The sequence below is a fragment of the Xanthomonas euvesicatoria pv. euvesicatoria genome (assembly GCF_020880415.1).
In the GTDB taxonomy this organism is placed as follows: Bacteria; Pseudomonadota; Gammaproteobacteria; order Xanthomonadales; family Xanthomonadaceae; genus Xanthomonas; species Xanthomonas euvesicatoria.
In genome coordinates this window covers 31,136-53,797 of sequence record NZ_JAJIUJ010000076.1, presented here as the reverse complement: position 1 = coordinate 53,797, position 22,662 = coordinate 31,136, and the positions used below count along the sequence as shown (strand labels likewise).

General features: G+C 64.0%; 18 protein-coding genes and 1 tRNA gene. 16 read left to right on the top strand and 3 right to left on the bottom strand.

Translation table 11 applies throughout. From position 1 onward, the window contains the following. Nucleotides 1–38: 38 nt before the first annotated feature. Together LN450_RS13390 and uvrA are read right to left on the bottom strand one after the other, a co-directional pair. The gene (locus LN450_RS13390; RefSeq protein ID WP_007967522.1) at nucleotides 39–443 is read right to left on the bottom strand and encodes an acyl-CoA thioesterase; all 405 of its coding nucleotides are present in this window, start codon (nucleotides 441–443) and stop codon (nucleotides 39–41) included. Then, entirely contained in the window at nucleotides 443–3,406 is a 2,964-nt protein-coding gene (gene uvrA / locus LN450_RS13385) for an excinuclease ABC subunit UvrA (RefSeq protein WP_011346749.1), read from the bottom strand. The genes LN450_RS13390 and uvrA overlap by 1 nt, the downstream gene beginning before the upstream one ends. Nucleotides 3,407–3,698: 292 nt before the next feature. Here uvrA and rplU point away from each other — a divergent pair, with 292 nt between their 5' ends. The 3 genes from rplU to obgE all read left to right on the top strand — a co-directional run bounded on the left by rplU (nucleotide 3,699) and on the right by obgE (nucleotide 5,606). After that, on the top strand, nucleotides 3,699–4,019 hold the full coding sequence (rplU, locus tag LN450_RS13380; protein WP_003484328.1) for a 50S ribosomal protein L21: 321 nt from the start codon (nucleotides 3,699–3,701) through the stop codon (nucleotides 4,017–4,019). Nucleotides 4,020–4,031: 12 nt separating this feature from the next. After that, the gene (rpmA, locus tag LN450_RS13375; RefSeq protein WP_003484326.1) at nucleotides 4,032–4,292 is read left to right on the top strand and encodes a 50S ribosomal protein L27; all 261 of its coding nucleotides are present in this window, start codon (nucleotides 4,032–4,034) and stop codon (nucleotides 4,290–4,292) included. Nucleotides 4,293–4,538: 246 nt separating this feature from the next. Continuing rightward, entirely contained in the window at nucleotides 4,539–5,606 is a 1,068-nt protein-coding gene (obgE, locus tag LN450_RS13370; protein ID WP_011346750.1) for a GTPase ObgE, read from the top strand. A 91-nt stretch (nucleotides 5,607–5,697) separates the two neighbouring features. Here obgE and rpsT read toward each other — a convergent pair whose 3' ends face one another. After that, nucleotides 5,698–5,967: a 30S ribosomal protein S20 gene (gene rpsT / locus LN450_RS13365; protein ID WP_003484323.1), complete on the bottom strand. Its 270-nt coding sequence runs from the start codon at nucleotides 5,965–5,967 to the stop codon at nucleotides 5,698–5,700. 116 nt (nucleotides 5,968–6,083) lie between these two features. Between rpsT and murJ the strand changes: the two genes are divergently transcribed. From murJ to LN450_RS13300, 13 genes are all read left to right on the top strand, one after another. Then, nucleotides 6,084–7,676 (top strand): murein biosynthesis integral membrane protein MurJ, encoded by a 1,593-nt coding sequence (gene murJ, locus LN450_RS13360; RefSeq protein WP_031421598.1) that lies wholly within the window; start codon nucleotides 6,084–6,086, stop codon nucleotides 7,674–7,676. A 186-nt stretch (nucleotides 7,677–7,862) separates the two neighbouring features. Further along, nucleotides 7,863–8,915, top strand: coding sequence for a bifunctional riboflavin kinase/FAD synthetase (locus LN450_RS13355; RefSeq protein ID WP_011346752.1), 1,053 nt, complete (start codon nucleotides 7,863–7,865; stop codon nucleotides 8,913–8,915). 6 nt (nucleotides 8,916–8,921) lie between these two features. Next, complete coding sequence (gene ileS, locus LN450_RS13350) at nucleotides 8,922–11,753, top strand: isoleucine--tRNA ligase (RefSeq protein WP_011346753.1); 2,832 nt, start codon at nucleotides 8,922–8,924, stop codon at nucleotides 11,751–11,753. A 78-nt stretch (nucleotides 11,754–11,831) separates the two neighbouring features. Next, entirely contained in the window at nucleotides 11,832–12,350 is a 519-nt protein-coding gene (gene lspA / locus LN450_RS13345) for a signal peptidase II (RefSeq protein WP_008577115.1), read from the top strand. A gap of 66 nt (nucleotides 12,351–12,416) precedes the next feature. After that, complete coding sequence (ispH, locus tag LN450_RS13340) at nucleotides 12,417–13,367, top strand: 4-hydroxy-3-methylbut-2-enyl diphosphate reductase (RefSeq protein ID WP_011346754.1); 951 nt, start codon at nucleotides 12,417–12,419, stop codon at nucleotides 13,365–13,367. 90 nt (nucleotides 13,368–13,457) lie between these two features. After that, nucleotides 13,458–13,533, top strand: a tRNA-Thr gene (locus LN450_RS13335). Between the two features lie 360 nt (nucleotides 13,534–13,893). Then, nucleotides 13,894–14,829 carry a ubiquinol oxidase subunit II gene (gene cyoA, locus LN450_RS13330; protein WP_011346764.1) on the top strand — a complete coding sequence of 312 codons (936 nt, stop codon included), beginning with the start codon at nucleotides 13,894–13,896 and terminating at the stop codon, nucleotides 14,827–14,829. After that, nucleotides 14,829–16,829, top strand: coding sequence for a cytochrome o ubiquinol oxidase subunit I (gene cyoB / locus LN450_RS13325; RefSeq protein ID WP_011346765.1), 2,001 nt, complete (start codon nucleotides 14,829–14,831; stop codon nucleotides 16,827–16,829). The genes cyoA and cyoB overlap by 1 nt, the downstream gene beginning before the upstream one ends. Then, nucleotides 16,826–17,458, top strand: a complete 633-nt coding sequence (gene cyoC, locus LN450_RS13320) for a cytochrome o ubiquinol oxidase subunit III (RefSeq protein WP_008577121.1) — start codon at nucleotides 16,826–16,828, stop codon at nucleotides 17,456–17,458. Before cyoB ends, cyoC begins: the two co-directional genes overlap by 4 nt. Next, complete coding sequence (cyoD, locus tag LN450_RS13315) at nucleotides 17,458–17,793, top strand: cytochrome o ubiquinol oxidase subunit IV (protein WP_003484294.1); 336 nt, start codon at nucleotides 17,458–17,460, stop codon at nucleotides 17,791–17,793. The genes cyoC and cyoD overlap by 1 nt, the downstream gene beginning before the upstream one ends. 168 nt (nucleotides 17,794–17,961) lie before the next feature. Further along, entirely contained in the window at nucleotides 17,962–19,842 is a 1,881-nt protein-coding gene (locus tag LN450_RS13310) for a M61 family metallopeptidase (RefSeq protein WP_011346766.1), read from the top strand. 249 nt (nucleotides 19,843–20,091) lie between these two features. Next, a complete protein-coding gene (gene radA, locus LN450_RS13305; RefSeq protein ID WP_011346767.1) occupies nucleotides 20,092–21,483 on the top strand; it encodes a DNA repair protein RadA in 1,392 nt (463 codons plus the stop codon). A 410-nt stretch (nucleotides 21,484–21,893) separates the two neighbouring features. Continuing rightward, a complete protein-coding gene (locus tag LN450_RS13300) occupies nucleotides 21,894–22,280 on the top strand; it encodes a DUF805 domain-containing protein (RefSeq protein ID WP_008571090.1) in 387 nt (128 codons plus the stop codon). The last annotated feature ends 382 nt before the right edge of the window (nucleotides 22,281–22,662 follow it).

Sequence of the window (22,662 nt, the reverse complement as noted above, 5' to 3'; positions counted from 1 at the left end):
TTTCGCGCTGCAACCTCAGCGAATGGGCCGATGGGAATTCAGCTGCTGGCCGCGCGCACCGCATCCGGCAGCGCGGCGCTTTTGCCGGTCTGCGTATCGATCCACACCACCACCACGTTGCCATCGGAGTACAGCTTGCTGTCGTCCTTCTGGTCGAAGATGCGGTGGCCGATGGTCACGCTGCTGGTGCCCAGGCGTTCGACGAACAACTCGACGGTGATGTCGTTGGGCCAGATCAACGGCTGCTTGTAGTTGACATTGGTGGCGGCCACCACCGGCGCGATGCGGTCGGTCATCGCCACGCCTTGCACGCCCAGCATCCAGCGCACCCGCGCTTCTTCCAGATAGGAAATGTACTTGGCGTTGTTGACATGGCCCATGCTGTCCATGTCGCGCCAGCGCACGCTGATCGGAATGCGTGCCAGTACCTTGTGTTCGCTCATCAGCTTGCCTTCTTCGCAGTCTTCTTGGTGGCGGATTTGGCGGCCTTGGCCACCTTCTCCGGTTTGACCTTGCGCGGCGGGCGCGCATCGGGCTTGTTGGCCATCGCCGCCGGACGCGTCTCGCGCGCCTTCACCGATGGCAGCATCTTGGCCAGGAACTGCCCGGTATAGGACGGCTTATGCGCGGCCACGTCTTCCGGCGTACCGGAAATCAGGATGGTGCCGCCGCGATGTCCGCCTTCCGGGCCCAGGTCCACGATCCAGTCGGCGGTCTTGATCACGTCCAGATTGTGTTCGATCACCACCACCGTGTTGCCTTCGTCGCGCAGCTTGTGCAGCACGCCGAGCAACGCTTCGATATCGTGGAAGTGCAGGCCGGTGGTCGGCTCGTCCAGGATGTACAAGGTGCGCCCGGTATCGCGACGCGACAGTTCCTTGGACAGCTTGACGCGCTGCGCTTCACCGCCGGAGAGCGTGGTCGCGCTCTGGCCCAGCTTGATGTAGCTCAATCCCACATCGACCAGCGTTTCCAGCTTGCGCGCGATCGACGGCACCGGTTCGAACAGGCGCAGCGCATCTTCCACGGTCATCTGCAACACGTCGCTGATGTTGAAACCCTTGTAGCGGATCTCCAACGTTTCGCGGTTGTAGCGCTTGCCGTGGCAGACATCGCAGGGCACGTAGACATCGGGCAGGAAGTGCATTTCCACCTTGATCATGCCGTCGCCCTGGCAGGCCTCGCAGCGGCCGCCACGCACGTTGAAGCTGAAACGCCCCGGCGAATAACCGCGTGCACGCGCCTCCGGTACCTGCGCGAACAGCTCGCGCAACGGCGTGAACATGCCGGTGTAGGTCGCCGGATTGGAACGCGGCGTGCGCCCGATCGGCGACTGGTCGATATCCACCACCTTGTCGAACAGGTCCAGGTTTTCGACTTCGCGATGCGGCGCCACGGTGTGCGATGCACCGTTGATCTCGTTGGCCGCCAGGGTGAACAACGTATCGTTGATCAGCGTCGACTTGCCCGAGCCGGACACGCCGGTGATGCAGGTCAGCAGGCCGGCCGGAATATCCAGGTCGACGTTCTTCAGGTTGTTTCCGGTGGCGCCGCGCAGATGCAGCATCATCTTCGGGTTGGGCTTGTGGCGCTGCTTGGGAATCTCGATGCGGCGCTTGCCCGACAGGTATTGGCCGGTCAACGAGCGCGGCGATTTCAGGATGTCGTCCAGCGTGCCTTGCGCGCAGATTTCGCCGCCATGCACGCCGGCGCCGGGGCCGATGTCCAGCACGTGGTCGGCCAGGCGGATCGCATCTTCGTCATGCTCGACCACGATTACCGTGTTGCCCAGGTCGCGCAGCCGCGTCAGCGTGCCGAGCAGGCGCTCGTTGTCGCGCTGGTGCAGGCCGATCGAGGGCTCGTCCAGCACGTACATCACCCCGACCAGGCCGGCACCGATCTGGCTGGCCAGGCGGATGCGCTGCGCCTCGCCACCGGACAAGGTGTCGGCCTTGCGTTCCAGGGTGAGGTAGTCCAGACCCACGTCGACCAGGAAGCCCAGCCGCTCGGCAATCTCCTTGACGATCTTGGCCGCGATCTCGCCACGCCAGCCCGGCAACGACAGGCCGCGGAAGAAATTCAACGCCTCATTGACCGGCAGCACCACCAGCTCGGGCAGCGGGCGATCGGCCACGAACACGTTGCGCGCAGCGCGATTCAAGCGCGTGCCGTTGCACGCGGGGCAGGGCTGCTGGCTGACGTACTTGGTCAGTTCTTCGCGCACCGCTGGCGATTCGGTTTCGCGGTAACGGCGTTCCAGGTTCGGCAGGATGCCCTCGAAGCGGTGCTTGCGCGTGGTGCGCCCGCCCGCATCGGTGAAATAGGTGAAGCTGATCACCTCATCGCCGCTGCCGAACAGCACCGCCTGCCGCACCTTGGCCGGCAGCGTATTCCACACCGCGTCCACGTCGAACTTGTAGTGCTTGGCCAGCGAGGCAATCAGCTGGAAATAATAGGCGTTGCGCCGGTCCCAGCCGCGCACCGCGCCGGCCGAAAGCGACAGCTCCGGATGCACCACCACACGATCGGGGTCGAAGAATTCGGCCACGCCCAAGCCATCGCAGCTGGGGCAGGCGCCCACCGGTGCGTTGAACGAAAACAGACGCGGTTCCAGCTCAGGCAGCGAGTAGTCGCACACCGGGCAGCTGTACTTGGACGAGAACAGGTGCGGCGCGGCCGCCGGGTCGTCCAACGACTGCACCGCCACCATGCCTTCGCCGAGCTTGAGCGCGGTCTCGAAACTTTCCGCAAGACGCTGCTTGATGTCCTCGCGCGGACGGAAGCGGTCGATCACTGCCTCGATGGTGTGCTTCTGGCGCAGCGCCAACGGCGGCACCGCATCGATTTCATAGAGCTCGCCGTCCACGCGCACGCGCACGAAGCCCTGCGCACGCAGTTGCTCGAACACCTGCGCATGCTCGCCCTTGCGGTCGCGGATCACCGGGGCCAGCAACATGTAGCGCTGCTCCTGATCCTGGGTGAGCATGTGGTCGACCATCTGGCTGACGGTCTGCGCTTCCAGCGGGAAGCCGTGGTCCGGGCAACGCGGCTGGCCCACGCGCGCGTACAGCAGGCGCAGGTAGTCGTAGATCTCGGTGATCGTGCCGACCGTGGAGCGCGGGTTGTGCGAGGTGGATTTCTGTTCGATCGAAATCGCCGGCGACAAGCCTTCGATGTGGTCCAGGTCCGGCTTTTCCATCACGCTGAGGAACTGGCGCGCATACGCCGACAGCGACTCGACGTAGCGGCGCTGGCCTTCTGCGTAAATGGTGTCGAACGCCAGCGACGACTTGCCCGAGCCGGACAGGCCGGTAATCACGATCAACTTGTCGCGGGGCAGGTCGAGGTCGATGTTCTTGAGGTTGTGCGTCCGCGCGCCGCGGATGCGGATGAAATCCATCGCCATGGGGGATCCGATGTCGGGCCGGCGAACCGGCAGTGGTGCGAGCGTGCTCAGCAGGAATGAGTGGCAGTCGATCAGCCTACCCGCCGACCTAGGTGAGGGCAATTGCCCCAAATGCCAGTCTGCCGGGGCCGTTGTGGCGGCCGGATGATGCGTTCTACCAGCCCAGTGCGGGCCAGTCGCGGCCAGGCCGCTTGCGACTTGACCCGAAACCGGCTAGGCCAGTACAATTCCGCTCCTGTCTGCCCCATGGGTAAGTCAGGCGACCATAATAACTACAGAGGAACACCTGGTCATGTACGCAGTTCTGGTAACCGGCGGTAAGCAATACCGCGTCGCGCAGGGCGAAACGCTCCGCGTGGAAAAGCTCGAAGTCGAAGCTGGCAACGAGATCAAGTTCGACACCATCCTGATGCTGGGCGATAGCGATGGCATCAAGCTGGGCGATGCGCTGAAGGGCGCCTCGGTCACCGCCAAGGTCGTGGCCCACGGCCGCGCCGACAAGGTGCGCATCATCAAGTTCCGCCGCCGCAAGCACCACATGAAGCGTCAGGGACACCGTCAGCACTACACCGAAATCGAGATCACCGGCATTGCCGGTGGCGACAAGAAGTAAGGAGAACCAGTCATGGCACATAAAAAGGGCGTAGGTTCCTCGCGCAACGGTCGCGATTCGAATCCGAAGTACCTCGGCGTGAAGATCTTCGGTGGCCAGGCCATCGACGCCGGCAACATCATCGTGCGTCAGCGCGGCACCCAGTTCCATCCGGGCGCCGGCGTCGGCCTGGGTCGTGACCACACGCTGTTTGCGCTGGTCGACGGCAAGGTGGAGTTTTCCACCAAGGGTCCGAAGAAGCGTCGTACCGTCAGCGTGGTTGCCGAGGCGTAATCGCCCGCTCCATGCAGGCCAGTCCATGAGGCGGTAATGCCTTACGGGCAAGACGGAAAGCCCCGCTTTTGCGGGGTTTTTCGTTTGACGGCTGGGAATTGGGAATGGGGAGCAGGGAATCGGAAAAGCGATTCTGCCCCCCGGCCGGATTCCACGGCTGTGCTGGCAAGCATTCTTGCTGGCAGGAGGCGGCCACTCGCTGTGCCGATTCCCGATTCCCCATTCTCCATTCCCGGTTGTCATCCCATGAAGTTAGTCGACGAAGCAGAAATCCTGGTCACCGCCGGTAATGGCGGCAACGGCTGTGTCGGCTTTCGCCGCGAGAAGTTCATTCCGCTGGGTGGGCCCGATGGCGGCGATGGCGGTGCGGGCGGTAGCGTCTGGATCGTGGCCGACGAGAACGTCAACACGCTGGTCGATTTCCGCCATGAGCGCACCTTCAAGGCGCAGCGCGGCGAGAACGGCATGGGCCGCCAGGCCTACGGCAAGGGCGGCGAAGACCGCATCATCGTGGTGCCGGTCGGTACCGTGGTGATCAATGTGCAGACCGACGAAGTGATCGGCGACCTGACCCGGCACGGCGACCGCTTGCTGGTCGCCAAGGGCGGCAAGGGCGGCCTGGGCAACATGCATTTCAAGAGCTCGGTCAACCGTGCGCCACGCCAGGCCACCACCGGTGAGGAGGGCGAGGAGCGTCTGCTCAAGCTGGAACTGAAGCTGCTGGCCGACGTTGGCCTGCTGGGTTTCCCCAATGCCGGCAAGAGCACCCTGATCCGCGCGGTGTCCTCGGCCACACCGAAGGTGGCCGACTACCCGTTCACGACCCTGTACCCGAATCTGGGCGTGGTCAGTGTCGAGGCGTACCGCAGTTTCGTCATTGCCGACGTTCCGGGCCTGATCGAAGGTGCTGCCGACGGTGCCGGTCTGGGCACGCAGTTCTTGCGCCATCTGCAGCGCACTCGCCTGCTGCTGCATCTGGTGGATATTTCGCCTGCGCTGGGCGTGTATGGCGAGGGTGGTGTGGACGGCGTATCGCCAGCCGATCAGGTGCGCACCATCGAACGCGAACTGGAACGGCACGATCCCGAGTTGCTCAAGAAGCCGCGCTGGCTGGTGCTCAACAAGGCCGACCTGATGTTCGAAGACGAGGCGCGTGCCGCCGCAGAGAGCATCGTGGCCGAGTTGGGCTGGACGGCGCCGTGGTACCTGGTGTCCGCTCTCGGGCGTGACGGCACGTTCCCGATCATGAAGGACGTGATGGCGTTCTTCGACCGCCAGCGCGAAGACGAGCTCGATGCACGCAATGCAGGCTGAGTGCAGGCGCAGGCACACAAAAAACCCGGCCAAGGCCGGGTTTTTCTGTATTGCCGGAAGCCAGGCTCCCGGCAATGCGCAAACCGATCGCTTACGCGGCCTTGATGGCCTTGATGCGCGCGGTCAGGCGGCTCTTGTGGCGTGCAGCCTTGTTCTTGTGGATCAGGCCACGGGCGCTGAAACGGTCGAGGATGGGCTGGGCAACGGCGAAAGCAGCTTCGGCGCCTGCAGCATCGTTGGCGTCAAGGGCCTTGATCACCTTCTTGACGGCGGTGCGCAGCATCGAGCGCTGACCGGTGTTGCGCTCATTGCGCACAATGGTCTGCTTGGCGCGCTTCTTGGCGGACTTGATATTGGCCACGGTGGTGGGTTCCTGAAAAATCGGTATGGTGGAAAAAGCAAGCGCGAAAGTATGATGGACCCGGATATGTACGTCAAGTCAGTTGTCAAGAGGGATGCAGAGTGAGCAAGCCCGGCATGTTGAGAGGCCTGCTCTCATTCAGCAGTATGACCATGATCTCGCGGGTGCTGGGTCTGATCCGCGACCAGGCGATTTCCACCACCTTCGGCGCCAATGCGGTGACCGACGCGTTCTGGGTGGCCTTCCGCATTCCCAATTTCCTGCGCCGGCTGTTCGCCGAAGGCTCGTTCGCCACTGCGTTCGTGCCGGTGTTCACCGAGGTCAAGGAGACCCGCCCGCATGCCGACCTGCGCGAGCTGATGGCGCGCGTGTCCGGCACCTTAGGCGGGATGTTGCTGCTGATCACCGCACTGGGGCTGATCTTCACCCCGCAACTGGCCGCGGTGTTTTCCGATGGTGCGGCCACCAATCCTGAAAAATACGGTTTGTTGGTCGATCTGTTGCGCCTGACCTTTCCGTTCCTGCTGTTCGTCTCGTTGACGGCGCTGGCCGGCGGCGCGCTCAACAGCTTCCAGCGCTTTGCCATTCCGGCGCTGACGCCGGTCATCCTCAATCTGTGCATGATTGCCGGCGCGCTGTGGTTGGCGCCGCGGTTGGAGGTCCCGATCCTGGCGCTGGGCTGGGCGGTCCTGGTGGCCGGTGCGTTGCAGTTGCTGTTCCAGTTGCCGGCGCTGAAGGGTATCGACCTGCTGACGCTGCCGCGCTGGGGCTGGAATCACCCGGATGTGCGCAAGGTGCTGACCTTGATGATCCCGACCTTGTTCGGCTCGTCGATTGCGCAGATCAACCTGATGTTGGATACGGTGATCGCCGCGCGCCTGGCCGATGGGTCGCAGTCGTGGTTGTCGCTGGCTGACCGGTTCCTGGAACTGCCGCTGGGTGTGTTCGGCGTGGCGCTGGGCACGGTGATCCTGCCGGCGCTGGCGCGCCATCACGTCAAGACCGATCGCAGCGCGTTCTCCGGCGCGCTGGACTGGGGCTTCCGCACCACCTTGCTGATCGCGATGCCGGCCATGCTCGGCCTGCTGCTGCTGGCCGAACCGTTGGTGGCGACGTTGTTCCAGTACCGCCAGTTCACCGCGTTCGACACCCGCATGACGGCGATGTCGGTCTACGGTCTGAGCTTCGGTTTGCCGGCCTACGCCATGCTGAAGGTGCTGCTGCCGGCCTTCTACGCGCGCCAGGACACCCGCACCCCGGTGCGTGCGGGCGTGGCGGCGCTGATCGCCAACATGGTGTTCAACTTCGCATTGCTGGCGGTGGTGTACCAGATCATGGTGCCGCCCGAACTCAAGGCCCAGGGTGTGATGCAGGCGCTGGGCAAGCAGCCGGGCCTGCATCTGGCGTTGGGTATCGCCAGTGCATTGTCGAGTTATCTCAATCTGGGATTGCTGTGGTATTGGCTGGGCAAGTCCGGCGTGTACCAACGCCGCCCAGGCTGGGGGGGCTATACGCTGCGTCTGCTGCTGGCGTGCGCGGCGATGGCGGCAGTGCTGTTGAGCCTGCTGTGGTGGCTGCCGTCGTTTACGCAGATGGATAAATGGAGCCGCATCGGCTGGCTGGCGGTGCTGGTGGGCAGTGGCGGGGCGACGTATCTGGTCGCGCAGTTGGCGCTGGGGCTGCGGCCGCGGCATCTGCGCGAAGGCTGAGGCGACAGCCGAACGAATGCGCGGCACGGTCGCCTGCGCTGGCTGAGGTTGCGCATCCCCGCGCACCGCAGGCGGTGGCGCGCTGCCACGCCAAGGTGCCCATACGGCTTGACAGGCACGGCTATACTTGCAGGTTATGTATCAACGAGGGTCGGCCGGCGGGCCGGCATCTGTTTGGATCGAGGAATGAGCAGGCTGTTTAGAGACGTCGAAGGCGGGACGCTGTTCCCGCGCGGAAGCGTGGTCTGCATCGGTGCCTTCGATGGCCTGCATCTGGGGCATCGGACGCTGGTGCAACACGCCGTGGCGCGTGCCCGCGCACTCGGTGTGCCGGCAGTGGCGGTGAGCTTCGAGCCGCTACCGCGTGAATTCTTCGCACCCGCCGCGCCGCCGCCGCGTCTGACCCTGGCGCGCGCCAAGATCGAAGGCTTGTACGGATTCGGCGCCGACAGCGTGGGCATGATCCGTTTCGACGGTCGCCTGTCCAAGATGCGTGCGGAAGATTTTGTGCGGCTGGCGCTGGTTGGCCGGCTGCGCGCGCGCGAAGTCTGGATTGGCCCGGAATTCCGTTTCGGCCATCGACGCAGCGGCGACATCGGCCTGTTGCGTACGCTTGGCGAGCAGCATGGGTTTGTGGCGGGCGAGATTGCGCCGGTGCATCTGCATGGGGAGCGGATTTCGGCGACGCGGATTCGCGAACTGCTCGGCGCCGGCGAATTCGCCCACGCTGGCGACTTGCTCGGTCGCCCGTACGCCATCGGTGGCCGGGTCGTGCGCGGCAAGCAGCTTGGCCGGACCTTGGGCTATCCCACCGCCAACCTGCGCTTTCCGCGCACGCCGGCGTTGTCGGGGATCTATGCGACCTGGGTGCACGGCGTGGCCGAACGGCCGTGGCCGTCGGTGTCGAGCTTCGGCACGCGCCCCACGGTAGCGGGCGTGGAGCCGCTGCTGGAAGCGCACTTGTTCGATTTCCAATGCGATCTGTATGGTCGGCACATTGCCGTGGAATTCGTCGCCAAGCTGCGCGACGAAGAAAAATTCGATGGCCTGGAGGCGCTGACCGTGCAGATGCACCGCGATGCCGAGCAGGCACGTGAGGTGCTGGCGGCGCATATGCGTGCTGAGCAACAACCCTCGACTACGGCCAGTCCCTCGCAAGAGCCTGTAGATACTGCGAGTCCCTCGCAAGAGCCCGCACATCCATGTGCGGACTTCTCAAGCAATCCAGCGCAACGGTAGATTCCTGTGACCCAAGACTACAAAGCCACTCTTCATCTGCCTGCGACGGAATTTCCGATGCGCGGCGACCTGCCCAAGCGCGAGCCGGCGATGCTGGAGCGCTGGGAGCGCGAGGGCTTCTACGCGCAGCTGCGTGCCAATGCCGCCGGCCGCCCGTTGTTCGTGCTGCACGACGGCCCGCCGTATGCCAATGGCCAGATCCATCTGGGCCATGCGGTCAACAAGATCCTCAAGGACATCATCGTCAAGTCGAAGTATCTGGCCGGCTTCGACGCGCCGTACATCCCGGGCTGGGATTGCCACGGCCTGCCGATCGAGATCGCGATCGAAAAGAAATACGGCAAGGTCGGCGTCAAGCTCGACGCGGCCCAATTCCGGCAGAAATGCCGCGAGTACGCCACCGAGCAGATCGATCTGCAGCGGCGCGATTTCAAGCGCCTGGGCGTGATCGGCGATTGGGACAACCCGTACAAGACGCTGGATTTCCGCTTCGAAGCCAACGAAATCCGCGCGCTGGCCAAGGTGGTCGACAACGGCCATCTGACCCGCGGCGTCAAGCCGGTGCACTGGTGCTTCGATTGCGGTTCGGCGCTGGCCGAGGCCGAGATCGAATACGCCGACAAGGTGTCGCCGACGGTGGATATCGCCTATCCGGCGCGCGATCCAGGTGCAGTGGCTGCCGCATTCGGCGCGCGCCTGCCGGCGGGCGTGGGCGTGGCGGTGCCGATCTGGACCACCACGCCGTGGACGCTGCCGGCGTCGCTGGCGGTGAGCCTGGGCGCGGAGCTGGACTATGTGCTGGTGGAAGGCCCGGCCGATCGCGGCCAGCCGCGCTGGCTGGTGATCGCCGAAGCGTTGGCTGCCAAGGCGCTGGCGCGCTACGGCGTGGATGCGGTCGTGGTGCACGGCCACGCCAAGGGCGCCGCGCTGGAGCAGATGCTGCTGAACCACCCGTTCTATGCAGAACGCGAGATCCCTCTGCTGCTGGGCGATCACGTGTCGGCCGAGGACGGTACCGGCGCCGTGCATACCGCACCGGGTCACGGCCAGGAGGACTATCAGGTCTCCAGGCACTACGGTCTGCTGGAGCGCTATGGCGCCGCGCAGATCAATCCGGTGGACGGGCGCGGTGTGTATCTGCCGTCGACGCCGCCGCTGGGCGATACCGCGCTGGCCGGCCTGCATATCTGGAAGGCCAACGACGTCATCATCGACGCGCTGCGCGGCACCGGTGTGCTGCTGGCGGCCAGCAAGATGGAGCACAGCTATCCGCATTGCTGGCGGCACAAGACGCCGATCGCGTTCCGCGCCACGCCGCAGTGGTTCATCTCGATGGAGCAGGCCAATCTGCGCGCCGATGCGCTGAAAGCTATCGAAAACGTGCACTGGTATCCGTCCTGGGGCCAGGCGCGGATCGCCGGCATGGTCGACGGGCGCCCGGACTGGACCATCTCGCGGCAGCGCACCTGGGGCGTGCCGATCGCCTTGTTCGTGCATCGCGAAACCGGCGAGCCGCATCCGCGCAGCACCGAGTTGCTGCGCCAGGTCGCCGACCGCGTGGAGCAGGGCGGTGTGGATGTCTGGTACACGCTGGACGCGTCCGAGCTGCTGGGTAGCGAGGCGGCCGACTACGAGAAGATCACCGACATCCTGGATGTGTGGTTCGACTCCGGCGTGACGCACGAAGCGGTGCTTCCGGATCGTGGCCTGCCCAAGCCGGCCGACCTGTATCTGGAAGGTTCCGACCAGCACCGCGGCTGGTTCCAGTCCTCGCTGCTGAGCGGCGTGGCGATGGACAAGGCCGCGCCGTACAAGCAGTGCCTGACCCACGGCTTCACCGTGGACGAGCACGGCCGCAAGATGTCCAAGTCGCTGGGCAACGGCATCGAACCGCAGGACATCATGAAGACGCTGGGCGCGGACATCCTGCGCCTGTGGATCGCTTCTGCCGACTACAGCAACGAAATGTCGCTGTCGCAGGAGATCCTCAAGCGCAACGCCGATGCCTACCGCCGGCTGCGCAACACCGCGCGCTTCCTGCTCGGCAACCTGCATGGTTTCGATCCGCTGCGGCACCTGGTGGCGCTGGACCAGATGGTGCTGCTGGACCGCTGGATCGTGCATCGTGCCCACGCGCTGCAGGAAAAGATCGTGGCCGCCTACGCGCGCTACGACTTCGCCGAGATCGTGCAGGCGCTGCTGAATTTTTGCAGCGTGGACCTGGGCTCGCTGTACCTGGACGTCACCAAGGACCGCCTGTACACGATGGCCGAAGACGCACGCGGCCGCCGTTCGGCGCAGAGCGCGATGTACCACGTGGCCGAGGCGTTCGTGCGCTGGATCGCGCCGGTGTTGAGCTTCACCGCCGAGGAGCTGTGGAGCTACCTGCCGGGCCAGCATGTCGACAACGTGCTGTTCGCCACCTGGTACGACGGCCTTGCGCCGTTGCCGGCCGATGCTGCATTGACCAGTGCGGATTTCGACAAGTTGCTGGTCCTGCGCGAGCAGGTGGCCAAGGTGCTGGAGCCGATGCGTGCCAATGGCGCGATCGGTGCGGCCCTGGAAGCGGAGATCACCGTGGCCGCCGATGCGCAGACCGCTGCGCGCTGGCAGCCGCTGGCCGAGGAACTGCGCTTTTTGTTCATCAGTGGCGATGTCACCGTGACCGCAGCCAGCACCGACGACATCTTCGTCAGTGCGCAGCCGACCACCAAGGCCAAGTGCGTGCGCTGCTGGCACCACCAGGCCAGCGTGGGCAGCGACCCGCGTCACCCGGAACTGTGCAGCCGTTGCGTCAGCAATATCGAAGGTCCGGGCGAGCAGCGTCGCTGGTTCTGACGCCGCCGCCGTCACTGTCTCCCACCCAGGCGTCTTCTCCGGCATCGGAGCAGCGGCCACCAACTGCGATCCTTCGACATGAGTCAACGCCCCAATCCCTCCGCCCTGATCTGGCTGCTGCTCTCTGTGCTGGTGGTCGGCCTGGACCAGTGGAGCAAGGCCTGGGTGCTGTCCAGCCTGCCCGAGTACACCCCGGTGCCGGTGATCGACGGCTTCTGGAACTGGTACCGCACCTACAACACCGGCGCGGCCTTCAGCTTTCTGAGCGATGCCGGCGGCTGGCAGCTATGGTTCTTCACTGCATTGGCGGTGGGCATCAGCGGCCTGCTGGCGTTCTGGCTCTCGCGCACCGCGCGTGGGCAGTGGCGCAGCGCGCTGCCGTATGCGCTGGTGATCGGCGGGGCGATCGGCAATGTGATCGACCGGCTGATGCACGGCCACGTGGTGGATTTCATCCAGTGGTACATCGGCAGCCATACCTGGCCGTCGTTCAATATCGCCGACTCGGCGATCGTGGGTGGCGCGATCGGAATTGCCGTGTTCGGCTTGTTCGACAAATCCGGCAAGCAGGAGCCGGGAACCGGGAATCTGCGCTGAAGCCTGCCTGCAGGCGCATGCCGCCCGGTCCGACCCCGCATCCCTCATTCCCGTAGAATGCCCGCCATGGATGTCCTGCTCGCCAATCCCCGTGGTTTTTGTGCCGGTGTCGACCGTGCAATCGAGATCGTCAAGCGTGCGATCGAGACGCTGGGCGCGCCGATCTATGTGCGGCACGAGGTCGTGCACAACCGCTTCGTGGTCGACGACCTCAAGCAGCGTGGCGCGATCTTCGTCGAAGAACTCGACGAGGTGCCCGACGATGCCACCGTGATCTTCAGCGCGCACGGCGTCTCGCAGGCGGTGCGTCAGGAGGCCGAGCGGCGTGGACTGAGGGTGTTCGACGCCACCTGCCCGCTGGTGACCAAGGTGCATTTCGAGGTGGCGCGGCACTGCCGGGCCGGCCGCGACGTGGTGCTGATCGGCCACGCCGGGCACCCGGAAGTGGAAGGCACGATGGGGCAGTGGAGCCGCGAGCGCGGGGCGGGCACGATCTACCTGGTGGAAGACATCGAACAGGTCGCTACGCTCGATGTCCGCCAACCCGATAACCTTGCCTACACCACCCAGACAACGCTGTCGGTGGACGACACCATGGGCATCATCGAAGCCCTGCGGGCTCGGTATCCGGCCATGCAGGGGCCGCGCCACGACGACATCTGCTACGCCACCCAGAACCGCCAGGACGCGGTCCGCGATCTGGCGCGCCAGTGCGATCTGGTGCTGGTGGTCGGTTCGCCCAACAGCTCCAATTCCAACCGGCTGAGCGAACTGGCCCGGCGCGACGGGGTGGAGTCCTACCTGATCGACAACGCCAGCGAGATCGACCCGGCCTGGATCGTGGGCAAGCAGCATATCGGCCTGACCGCCGGCGCCTCTGCGCCGCAGGTGCTGGTCGATGGCGTGCTGGCGCGCTTGCGCGAATTGGGCGCAGCCGGCGTCTCCGAACTGGAAGGCGAGCCGGAATCGATGGTCTTCGCGCTTCCCAAGGAGCTGCGCTTGCGTCTGGTCAGCTGACGCGACTGCTTCCGGCATGACGGTGCAGGCGCGACGCGGTGCCTGCAGTGATTGACCCGGGGGCGGCTGCGCTCCTACAATTGGCGGCTCGCCGGAATAGCTCAGTTGGTAGAGCGGCGCATTCGTAATGCGTAGGTCGTAGGTTCGATTCCTATTTCCGGCACCACGCTTCAAGACTGGGTCGGCCTGTGCCGGCCCAGTTGCGTTTTGAGGCGTCGAGTGCCGCGTTTCACGCATTGCCCGCGCGTGTTGCAGCCGCGCAGGCGCTTCCCGTTCGGCGGCCGCAACGGCGCAATTCTTGCGTCGCGCTGCGCTGCGACAACATGTCGCACAAATTGGCGCGCTTTTATTGCGTCAGATCATTGCCAATGGGTTTCGTGCAGGTGCAGCAAAGACTAAAATTAGCGCGCTAACCCGTGTCTTCGGTCTGCGCAGTTCATCTCCCCCAGGAAGACAGCTGCGTCGGGAACATCCCGCGACCGATACGACGAACGAGGCTGGCGTTCCTTCGCACTTGGATCGACCGATGATTCCGCTGAAACAGCTCGGGCGTTTACTTCGTCCAGGTCTGATGTTGCCCTTCCTGCTGCTGGCAGGCTGCAACTCGGCCATCCTCAATCCGAAAGGCCAGATCGGCCACGACGAAAAGCAACTGCTGATCACCTCGGTGGTGCTGATGCTGATCGTGGTCATCCCGGTGATCGTGATGACGATTGCGTTCGCGTGGAAATATCGCGCATCCAACACCAAGGCGCGCTACGAGCCGGACTGGTCGCACTCCACTGCCATCGAAGTGGTGGTGTGGTCGATCCCGTGCGTGATCATCCTGGTGCTGGCGGTGCTGACCTGGCGCTCGTCGCACGCGCTGGACCCGTACCGGCCGCTGGATTCGGACGTCAAGCCGATCAACATCGAAGCGGTGTCGCTGGACTGGAAGTGGATGTTCATCTACCCCGACCAGAACATCGCCACCGTCAACGAGATCGCGTTCCCGGTGCACACGCCGCTGAACTTCAAGATCACCTCCGACACGGTGATGAACTCGTTCTTCATCCCGCACCTGGGCACCATGATCTACGCCATGGCGGGCATGGAAACCAAGCTGCACCTGGTGGCCAACGAGCCGGGCGAATACTTCGGCCTGTCGACCAACTACAGCGGCCACGGCTTTTCGAAGATGAGCTTCAAGGCGCACGCCGTCGATCAGGCCGGCTTCGAGGCCTGGGTGGCCAAGGTCAAGGCATCGCCGACCGCGTTGAACGCTGCCGAGTACCAGGTGCTGGCAGCCAATCGCAACGACAAGGAACAGTATCCGGTCACCTACTACTCGTCGGTGCAGGACGGCATGTTCCGCTCGCTGGTCGACAAATACATGAATGGTCCGGGCCACAGTAAGGGCCACGGCGACCATCAGGCATCGGCTACGGAGCCGGTCGCCATGTGCACTTCTGGAGACAAGTGATGCTAGGCAAACTCACCATCGAGGCAGTTCCGTACCACGAGCCGATCATCATGGTCGCGCTGGGTGGTGCCGGCCTGCTCGGCCTGCTCATCGCGGGCGCCATCACCAAGTACAAGCTGTGGGGCTATCTCTGGAAAGAGTGGTTCACCTCGGTGGATCACAAGCGCATCGGCGTGATGTACATCATCGTGGCGCTGGTCATGCTGCTGCGCGGCTTCGCCGACGCGGCGATGATGCGCACCCAGCAGGCGCTGGCCGGCGGCGGTGGCGAAGGCGTGCTGCCTCCGCATCACTACGACCAGATCTTCACCGCGCACGGCGTGATCATGATCTTCTTCATGGCCATGCCGTTCATGACCGGCCTGTTGAACCTGATCGTGCCGCTGCAGATCGGCGCGCGCGACGTGGCGTTCCCGTTCCTGAACTCGCTGAGCTTCTGGCTGTTCGTGGCCGGCGCGGCGCTGATCAACATCTCGCTGGGCGTTGGTGAATTCGCGCAGACCGGTTGGCTGGCGTACCCGCCGTTGTCGGGGCTGGAGTACAGCCCTGGGGTCGGTGTCGATTACTACATCTGGGCGCTGCAGGTGTCCGGTTTAGGCACGTTGCTGACCGGCATCAACTTCTTCGTGACGATCATGCGCATGCGCGCGCCGGGCATGACCCTGATGCGCATGCCGATCTTCACCTGGACTGCGCTGATCACCAACATCCTGATCATCGCCGCGTTCCCGATCCTGACCGTGGCGCTGGCGCTGCTGGGTGCCGACCGTTACCTGGGCACGCACTTCTTCACCAACGACGGTGGCGGCAACGCCATGATGTACGTCAACCTGATCTGGATCTGGGGTCACCCGGAGGTCTACATCCTGATCCTGCCGGCATTCGGCATCTTCTCCGAGTTGATTGCGACCTACAGCCGCAAGCGCCTGTTCGGCTACACCTCGATGGTGTACGCCACCTCGTGCATCGGCGTGCTGTCGTTCGTGGTGTGGCTGCACCACTTCTTCACCATGGGCTCGGGTGCCAACGTCAATGCCTTCTTCGGCATCACGACGATGATCATCTCGATCCCGACCGGCGTGAAAATCTTCAACTGGCTGTTCACCATGTTCCGCGGTCGCGTGCACATGACCTCGCCGGTGTTGTGGACGATCGGCTTCATCATCACCTTCACCATCGGCGGCATGACCGGCGTGATGCTGGCGATTCCTGCCGTGGACTTCGTGCTGCACAACAGCCTGTTCCTGATCGCGCACTTCCATAACGTGATCATCGGCGGCGTGGTGTTCGGTTACCTGGCGGGCTTGACCTACTGGTTCCCGAAGGCGTTCGGCTTCAAGCTCAACGAGAAGATCGGCAAAGCCTCGTTCTTGTGCTGGATCATCGGTTTCTTCGTGGCCTTCATGCCGCTGTATGTGCTCGGCTTCATGGGCATGACCCGTCGCATGAACACCTACAACCACCCCGAGTGGGCGCCGTGGCTGTACGTGGCCGCGGTGGGTGCTGCCATCATCGGCATGGGCATCTTCTTGAACCTGGTGCAGATCGGTTACAGCGTGTGGAAGCGCAAGGAGCATATGGACTACACGGGCGACCCGTGGGATGGCCGTACGCTGGAATGGGCAACCTCCTCGCCGCCGCCGTTCTACAACTTCGCCGTGCTGCCGCACATCGACGACCGCGATCAGTTCTGGGCCGACAAGCAGAATGGCAAGGGCTGGGTGCGTCCGTCCAAGTACGAAGCGATCCACATGCCGCGTAACACCGGCGCTGGCGTCTATATCGGTGCCTTCAGTGTGCTGCTGGGCTTCGGTCTGATCTGGCACATCTGGTGGCTGGCCATCATCGGCCTGGTGGGCATGATCGGCAGCTTCATCGCGCGCACCTTCGATGACGACATCGATTACTGGGTGCCGGCCGACGAAGTGGAGCGCATCGAAAACGCACGTTTCGCCCTGCTCGAACAGCAACAGGCGGCGCAGGCCGCGAAGGTGGTATGACCATGGCTTCCTCGACCACGCTTGACCACGCCGCCCACGCGGGCGGCCACGATCACGACCACGAGCATCACGACGGCGGTGGCAACACCGTCTTCGGGTTCTGGGTCTATCTGATGAGCGACTGCCTGCTGTTTGCCGGTCTGTTCGCCACCTATGCGGTGCTCTCCGGCGCCACGGTGGACGGGCCGACCGCCAAGGAGCTGTTCGATCTGAAGTTCGTGCTGGTGGAAACCTTCCTGCTGTTGTTCAGCAGCCTGAGCTTCGGCTTTGCGATGATTGCCGCGCACAAGCGCAAGATGGGCGGCCTGTACGGCTGGCTGGCCGTCACCGCGCTGCTGGGTATCGGCTTCCTGTGCATGGAAGTATGGGAGTTCAACCACCTGATCCATGAGGGTGCCGGCCCGGGTCGCAGTGCGTTCCTGTCGGCATTCTTCACCCTGGTGGGCACGCACGGCCTGCACGTGGCCTCCGGCCTGCTGTGGATGGCCGTGCTGGTGATCCAGATTTCCAAGAACGGCCTGACCGCGCGCAACAGCACGCGTCTGGCCTGCCTGAGCCTGTTCTGGCACTTCCTGGACATAATCTGGATCGGTGTGTTCACCGTCGTCTATCTGCTGGGAGCGCTGTAATGGCCAATCACCACCACACCGATACCGCTGCCGATGCGCATGCCGGCGGCCTGAAGTCCTACCTGATCGGCTTTGTGATGGCCGTGATCCTCACCGTCATCCCGTTTGCGATGGTGATGAGCGGCGCGTTCTCCAAGGGTGTCACCATCGTCGTGATCTCGGTCATGGCCGCGGTGCAGATGCTGGTGCACATGGTGTACTTCCTGCACATGGACCGCACGCCCGAGCAGCGCTCCAACGTGCAGGTGGGCCTGTTCTCGCTGCTGATCATCGGCATCGTGATCGTCGGCTCGCTGTGGGTGCTGCACAACATGAATGTCAACATGATGCATTGAGACGGCGACACGCCGAATCGCCGCAATGTTGAAGAAGAGGTCGCCAAGTGATTGGCGGCCTTTTTTTTACGCGTCAATCGCCCGCAGCATGACCAATGGCATACGGTCAAGCACAGGCAGGCGCTTAGCATCGTGGGCTTGCCTGTCCAGGTCACCTGCGGAGTTGCGATGAAAATGCCCACCCTGTTGTCCGTTTCGTTGTTGGCGGCGTTGTCGCTGCCGGCGGCTGCGCAAACCGCACCGCCGCAGGACGTGCCGTTCGACGGCACCTTGAAGATCGACGTGGACGCCACCGATCTGGCGCACCGCATCTTCAAGGTCAAGACGACCATGCCGGCCAAGCCGGGCCCGATGACGCTGCTGTACCCGCAGTGGATTCCCGGCAACCATTCGCCGACCGGACCGATCGACAAGCTCGCCGGTCTGGTGATCAAGGTCGATGGCAAGGTGGTGCCCTGGAAACGCGACCAATTCGATGTCTATGCGTTCAAGGTGGACGTGCCACAGGGCGCCACCGAGCTGACGGCCGAGTTCAAGTTCCTCTCGCCGCAGGCCGGCAACCAGGGCCGGGTGATGATGACCCCGGAAATGCTCAACCTGCAGTGGAACACCACGGCGCTGTACCCGGCCGGCTATTTCGCGCGCAACATCAAGGCGCAGGCCAGCGTCACGCTGCCGGCCGGCTGGAGCTATGCCACGGCACTGGAAACCGATCGCCGCGTCGGCGACACGGTGAGCTTCAAGCCGATCGATTTCGACGACCTGGTCGATTCGCCGATGTTCGCCGGCAAGTACTACAAGCGCGTGGAGCTGAGCAACGGCAAGCAGCCGGTCTACCTCAACGTGTTCGCCGATGAAGCCAAATCGCTGGAGGCCAAGCCCGAGCAGATCAAGGCACACGCCGCGTTGGTGCAGCAGATGGACAAGCTGTACGGCGCGCGTCACTTCGACCAGTACGAATTCCTGCTGGCGCTGACCAAGAAGCTGGGCGGCATCGGCCTGGAGCATCACCGTTCCAGCGAAAACAGCGGCCCGCCGAATTACTTCACCGAGTGGGACAAGAGCTGGACCATGCGCGACCTGCTGGCGCACGAGTTCAACCACTCCTGGAACGGCAAGTACCGCCGTGGCGCCGACCTGGCGACGCCGAACTTCAACGTGCCGATGGGCGACAGCCTGCTGTGGCTGTACGAGGGCCAGACCCAGTTCTGGGGCGAAGTGGTGGCCGCACGTTCCGGCCTGTGGACGCAGGACCAGGCGCGCGACATGCTGGCGGGCGTGGCGGCAACCTACGAGCGCGGCCGCCCCGGCATGGCCTGGCGCACGGTGCAGGACACCACCAACGACCCGACCATGTCGATGCGGCGCCCCAAGGCATACCGCAGCTACCAGATGAGCGAGGACTACTACTCCGGCGGCCAGATGATGTGGCTGGAAGTGGATAGCAAGCTTCGCGCGCTCACCAACAACAAGCGTTCCATCGACGATTTCGCCAAGGCGTTCTTCGGCATGAAGAACGGCGATTGGGACGTCAATCCGTATACCTTCGACGACATCGTCAGCACGCTCAACGGCGTGGCCGCCTACGACTGGGCCAGCCTGTTGCGCGAGCGCATGGACGGGCACGGTTCGTTGAATGGCGGCATCGAAGCCAATGGCTGGAAGCTGGTCTACAACGACGAACCGAACCTGGCCATCAAGACCTACGAGAGCAACGAAAACGACGTCAGCCTGACCTATTCGCTGGGCCTGTCGCTGGAGGGCTCGGGCGAAGTCAACGAGGTGTTGTGGGACAGCCCGGCATTCAATGCCGGCATCATCAACGGCAATACCCTGGTGGCCGTCAACGGCCGCGCCTTCAGCGCCGATGTGATCAAGGATGCGATCAAGGCGGCCAAGGGCACCACTGCACCGATCGAACTGCTGGTCAAGCGCGGCGACCGCTACGAAACCGTCCGTATCGACTACCACGGCGGTCTGCTGTATCCGCATCTGGAGCGCATCGCCGGCAAGCCAGATCGCCTGAGCGATTTGTACAAGGCGCGCTGAGTGGCACACGCCCACGTCGTTGCCCGACGTGGGATCAGTGGAATCCAAGCGGCATGGCCGGTCGTCACCGGTCATGCCGCCGTTGTGTGGGCGCAGCTGGTCAATCGCTTGCACTGCGCATCAGCAAATCGTCGACTTGTCCGAATCCCGAATCCCGAATCCCGAATCCCGAATCCGCAAAGTCCTGCGTCGCGCACACTGAGACCGTCAGCCACTATCCTGCTGCTTCAATCACGATGGGCAAGAGCGATGGCGAAGGCGAAAACGGCCTATGTCTGCGGCGAGTGCGGTGCCGAGTACACCAAGTGGCAGGGCCAGTGCACCGAATGCGGTGTCTGGAACACGCTGAGCGAAATCGTGCTCGAGAGCGCCGCGCCGGGCGGCAAGGCCTCGCCAGCGGCATCGCGGCGTAGCGGCTGGGCCGGCAAGGCCGAGGCGCCCAAGATCACCGCGCTCAAGGACATGCAGCAGTCCGAGCAGGCGCGTGTGTCCACCGGTATCGGCGAGTTCGATCGGGTGCTGGGTGGCGGGCTGGTGGAAGGTGCAGTGGTGCTGATCGGCGGCGATCCCGGGATCGGCAAGTCGACGCTGCTGTTGCAGGCGCTGGCGAGCATGGCCTCCACGTTGCCGGTGTTGTATGTGACCGGCGAGGAATCGCTGGCCCAGGTGGCCGGGCGCGCTGTGCGCCTGGACCTGCCGCTGGAAGGCCTGAACGCCCTGGCCGAAACCGGCATCGAAAACATCCTGCAGCACGCCAGCGTGGCGCGACCGAAGCTGATCGTGGCCGATTCGGTACAGACCTTGTGGACCGAATCGTTGACCGCAGCGCCAGGCTCGGTGAGCCAGGTGCGCGAGAGCGCAGCGCGGCTGGTGCGCTACGCCAAGGAAACCGGTACCGCGGTGTTTCTGGTCGGCCATGTGACCAAGGAAGGCGGCATCGCCGGGCCACGCGTGCTCGAGCACATGGTCGATGCGGTGCTGTATTTCGAAGGCGAGAGCGGGAGCCGGTTCCGCCTGTTGCGCGCGTTCAAGAACCGCTTCGGTGCGGTCAACGAACTGGGCGTGTTCGCGATGGGCGAGAAGGGCCTCAAGGAAGTCTCCAACCCGTCGGCGATCTTCCTGTCCGGCGGCAGCACCCAGCAGCCGGGCAGTTGCGTGATGGTCACCCGCGAAGGCACCCGCCCGCTGATGGTGGAGGTGCAGGCGCTGGTGGATGCCTCGCCGTTGTCCAACCCGCGTCGGGTGGCGGTGGGTCTGGAGCAGAACCGGCTGGCGATGCTGCTGGCGGTACTGCATCGCCATGGAGGCATCGTGGTGGGCGATCAGGACGTGTTCGTCAATGTGGTGGGCGGCATCCGCGTGCAGGAAACCGCGGCCGATTTGCCGGTGCTGCTGGCGGTGCTGTCGTCGCTGCGCGACCGGCCGCTGTCCGAAAAGACCATCGCGTTCGGCGAAGTGGGCCTGTCCGGCGAAATCCGCCCGGTGCCCAATGGCGAGGACCGCCTGAAGGAAGCGGCGACGCATGGCTTCAAGCGCGCCATCGTGCCCCGCGCCAATGCGCCCAAGACCACCAGCATCAAGGGCATGGAAATCATTGCCGTGGAGCGCTTGAGCCAGGCATTGGAAGCGGCGGCCGACTGAAGCCGCGCACCGCGCGGATGTTGCGATAGGCCGGGTTGGCGGCCTACGAATGCGTCGGAAGTCTTTGCCATGTCCGGGGCCAGCCTGCTGCCATCGTCTCGGCCGGCTGCCGGGCGACCATCGATGATCGTCCGGCTTGGTCACCACCGGTGCGGCCGTGCCGCCACCCTCAAGAAACGCTGAGTGCAGAGGTCATTGCGTGCCTTTCAGACGTGCTGCGGAGGCGCGCATGGCATGCGTCGCAGGGCGGCCTGACGCCCGCAAGCCGTTTGTCGGACAAACGCCGGGATTTGGTAGTTGGTTGTCGAGAAAGCGTTTTCAGAAAGAGTGGGGCTATGGCAACATGCGCGGCCCGTTGCACTGTGCACCGGACCACAGACACCACTCACTGCGTTTTCAGGAGAATCACGATGGAATGGATGTTGCTGCCGCTCAAGCGTTACGCCGACTTCAACGGTCGCTCGCGCCGCAAGGAATACTGGATGTTCGCGCTGATGCAGCTCCTGGTGCTGTTCGTGTTTGGCGGCCTGTTCGCCGTCGCGGCAGTGGCGATGGGGAACGAGAACGGCCCGGGTGCGCTGGCTTGGCTGATCTGTGCGGTCATGGTGATCGTTTGTCTGGCGTTGATCGTGCCCGGTATTGCAGTCACGGTGCGCCGCCTGCACGACCAGGACAAGTCCGGCTGGTTTTATCTGATCAGCCTGGTGCCGTACGTCGGTGCTTTCGTGTTGCTGGTCTTCATGTGCATCGAAGGCACGCCCGGCCCGAACCAGTATGGCGAAAACCCCAAGCAGTAATTCGCGCGTTATGAAAGCGGACAACGGCGCAGGAGTTCCCTGCGCCGTTGTCGTGTGTGAATGTGCCAATCGTGCCATTGCGTATGGCGCATAGGCGCAAGGTCACGGCCTGCGTGCGTGAGAGTTGCCAAGTCTGCGCTCTGCAGAGTGGGCGTCCGCATCCGATCCCCAGAGATGGACGGCGGAGACACAGCGACATGCTTGAAGCGTGTTTCGCTGGACAGTCCCGGCGCAGCAGGCAGCGCCGCATTCGTCGCTGCCACGCCTGCTCACGGATGCAGCGACGTCGCTCAACGCCGATCAGCGTGCACCCCACGCTGTGCAGTGAACGATGCAGCCAGTCGCATGGCCGGTACCTGCAGAACTTGAATGACGGCACAGC

What these genes read in the sequence shown, in the direction of transcription:
- LN450_RS13390 (WP_007967522.1), bottom strand. Translation starts at nt 443, where the DNA reads ATGAGCGAACACAAGGTACTGGCACGCATTCCGATCAGCGTGCGCTGG.
- uvrA (WP_011346749.1), bottom strand. Translation starts at nt 3,406, where the DNA reads ATGGCGATGGATTTCATCCGCATCCGCGGCGCGCGGACGCACAACCTC.
- rplU (WP_003484328.1), top strand. Translation starts at nt 3,699, where the DNA reads ATGTACGCAGTTCTGGTAACCGGCGGTAAGCAATACCGCGTCGCGCAG.
- rpmA (WP_003484326.1), top strand. Translation starts at nt 4,032, where the DNA reads ATGGCACATAAAAAGGGCGTAGGTTCCTCGCGCAACGGTCGCGATTCG.
- obgE (WP_011346750.1), top strand. Translation starts at nt 4,539, where the DNA reads ATGAAGTTAGTCGACGAAGCAGAAATCCTGGTCACCGCCGGTAATGGC.
- murJ (WP_031421598.1), top strand. Translation starts at nt 6,084, where the DNA reads ATGTTGAGAGGCCTGCTCTCATTCAGCAGTATGACCATGATCTCGCGG.
- LN450_RS13355 (WP_011346752.1), top strand. Translation starts at nt 7,863, where the DNA reads ATGAGCAGGCTGTTTAGAGACGTCGAAGGCGGGACGCTGTTCCCGCGC.
- lspA (WP_008577115.1), top strand. Translation starts at nt 11,832, where the DNA reads ATGAGTCAACGCCCCAATCCCTCCGCCCTGATCTGGCTGCTGCTCTCT.
- ispH (WP_011346754.1), top strand. Translation starts at nt 12,417, where the DNA reads ATGGATGTCCTGCTCGCCAATCCCCGTGGTTTTTGTGCCGGTGTCGAC.
- cyoA (WP_011346764.1), top strand. Translation starts at nt 13,894, where the DNA reads ATGATTCCGCTGAAACAGCTCGGGCGTTTACTTCGTCCAGGTCTGATG.
- cyoB (WP_011346765.1), top strand. Translation starts at nt 14,829, where the DNA reads ATGCTAGGCAAACTCACCATCGAGGCAGTTCCGTACCACGAGCCGATC.
- cyoC (WP_008577121.1), top strand. Translation starts at nt 16,826, where the DNA reads ATGACCATGGCTTCCTCGACCACGCTTGACCACGCCGCCCACGCGGGC.
- cyoD (WP_003484294.1), top strand. Translation starts at nt 17,458, where the DNA reads ATGGCCAATCACCACCACACCGATACCGCTGCCGATGCGCATGCCGGC.
- LN450_RS13310 (WP_011346766.1), top strand. Translation starts at nt 17,962, where the DNA reads ATGAAAATGCCCACCCTGTTGTCCGTTTCGTTGTTGGCGGCGTTGTCG.
- radA (WP_011346767.1), top strand. Translation starts at nt 20,092, where the DNA reads ATGGCGAAGGCGAAAACGGCCTATGTCTGCGGCGAGTGCGGTGCCGAG.
- LN450_RS13300 (WP_008571090.1), top strand. Translation starts at nt 21,894, where the DNA reads ATGGAATGGATGTTGCTGCCGCTCAAGCGTTACGCCGACTTCAACGGT.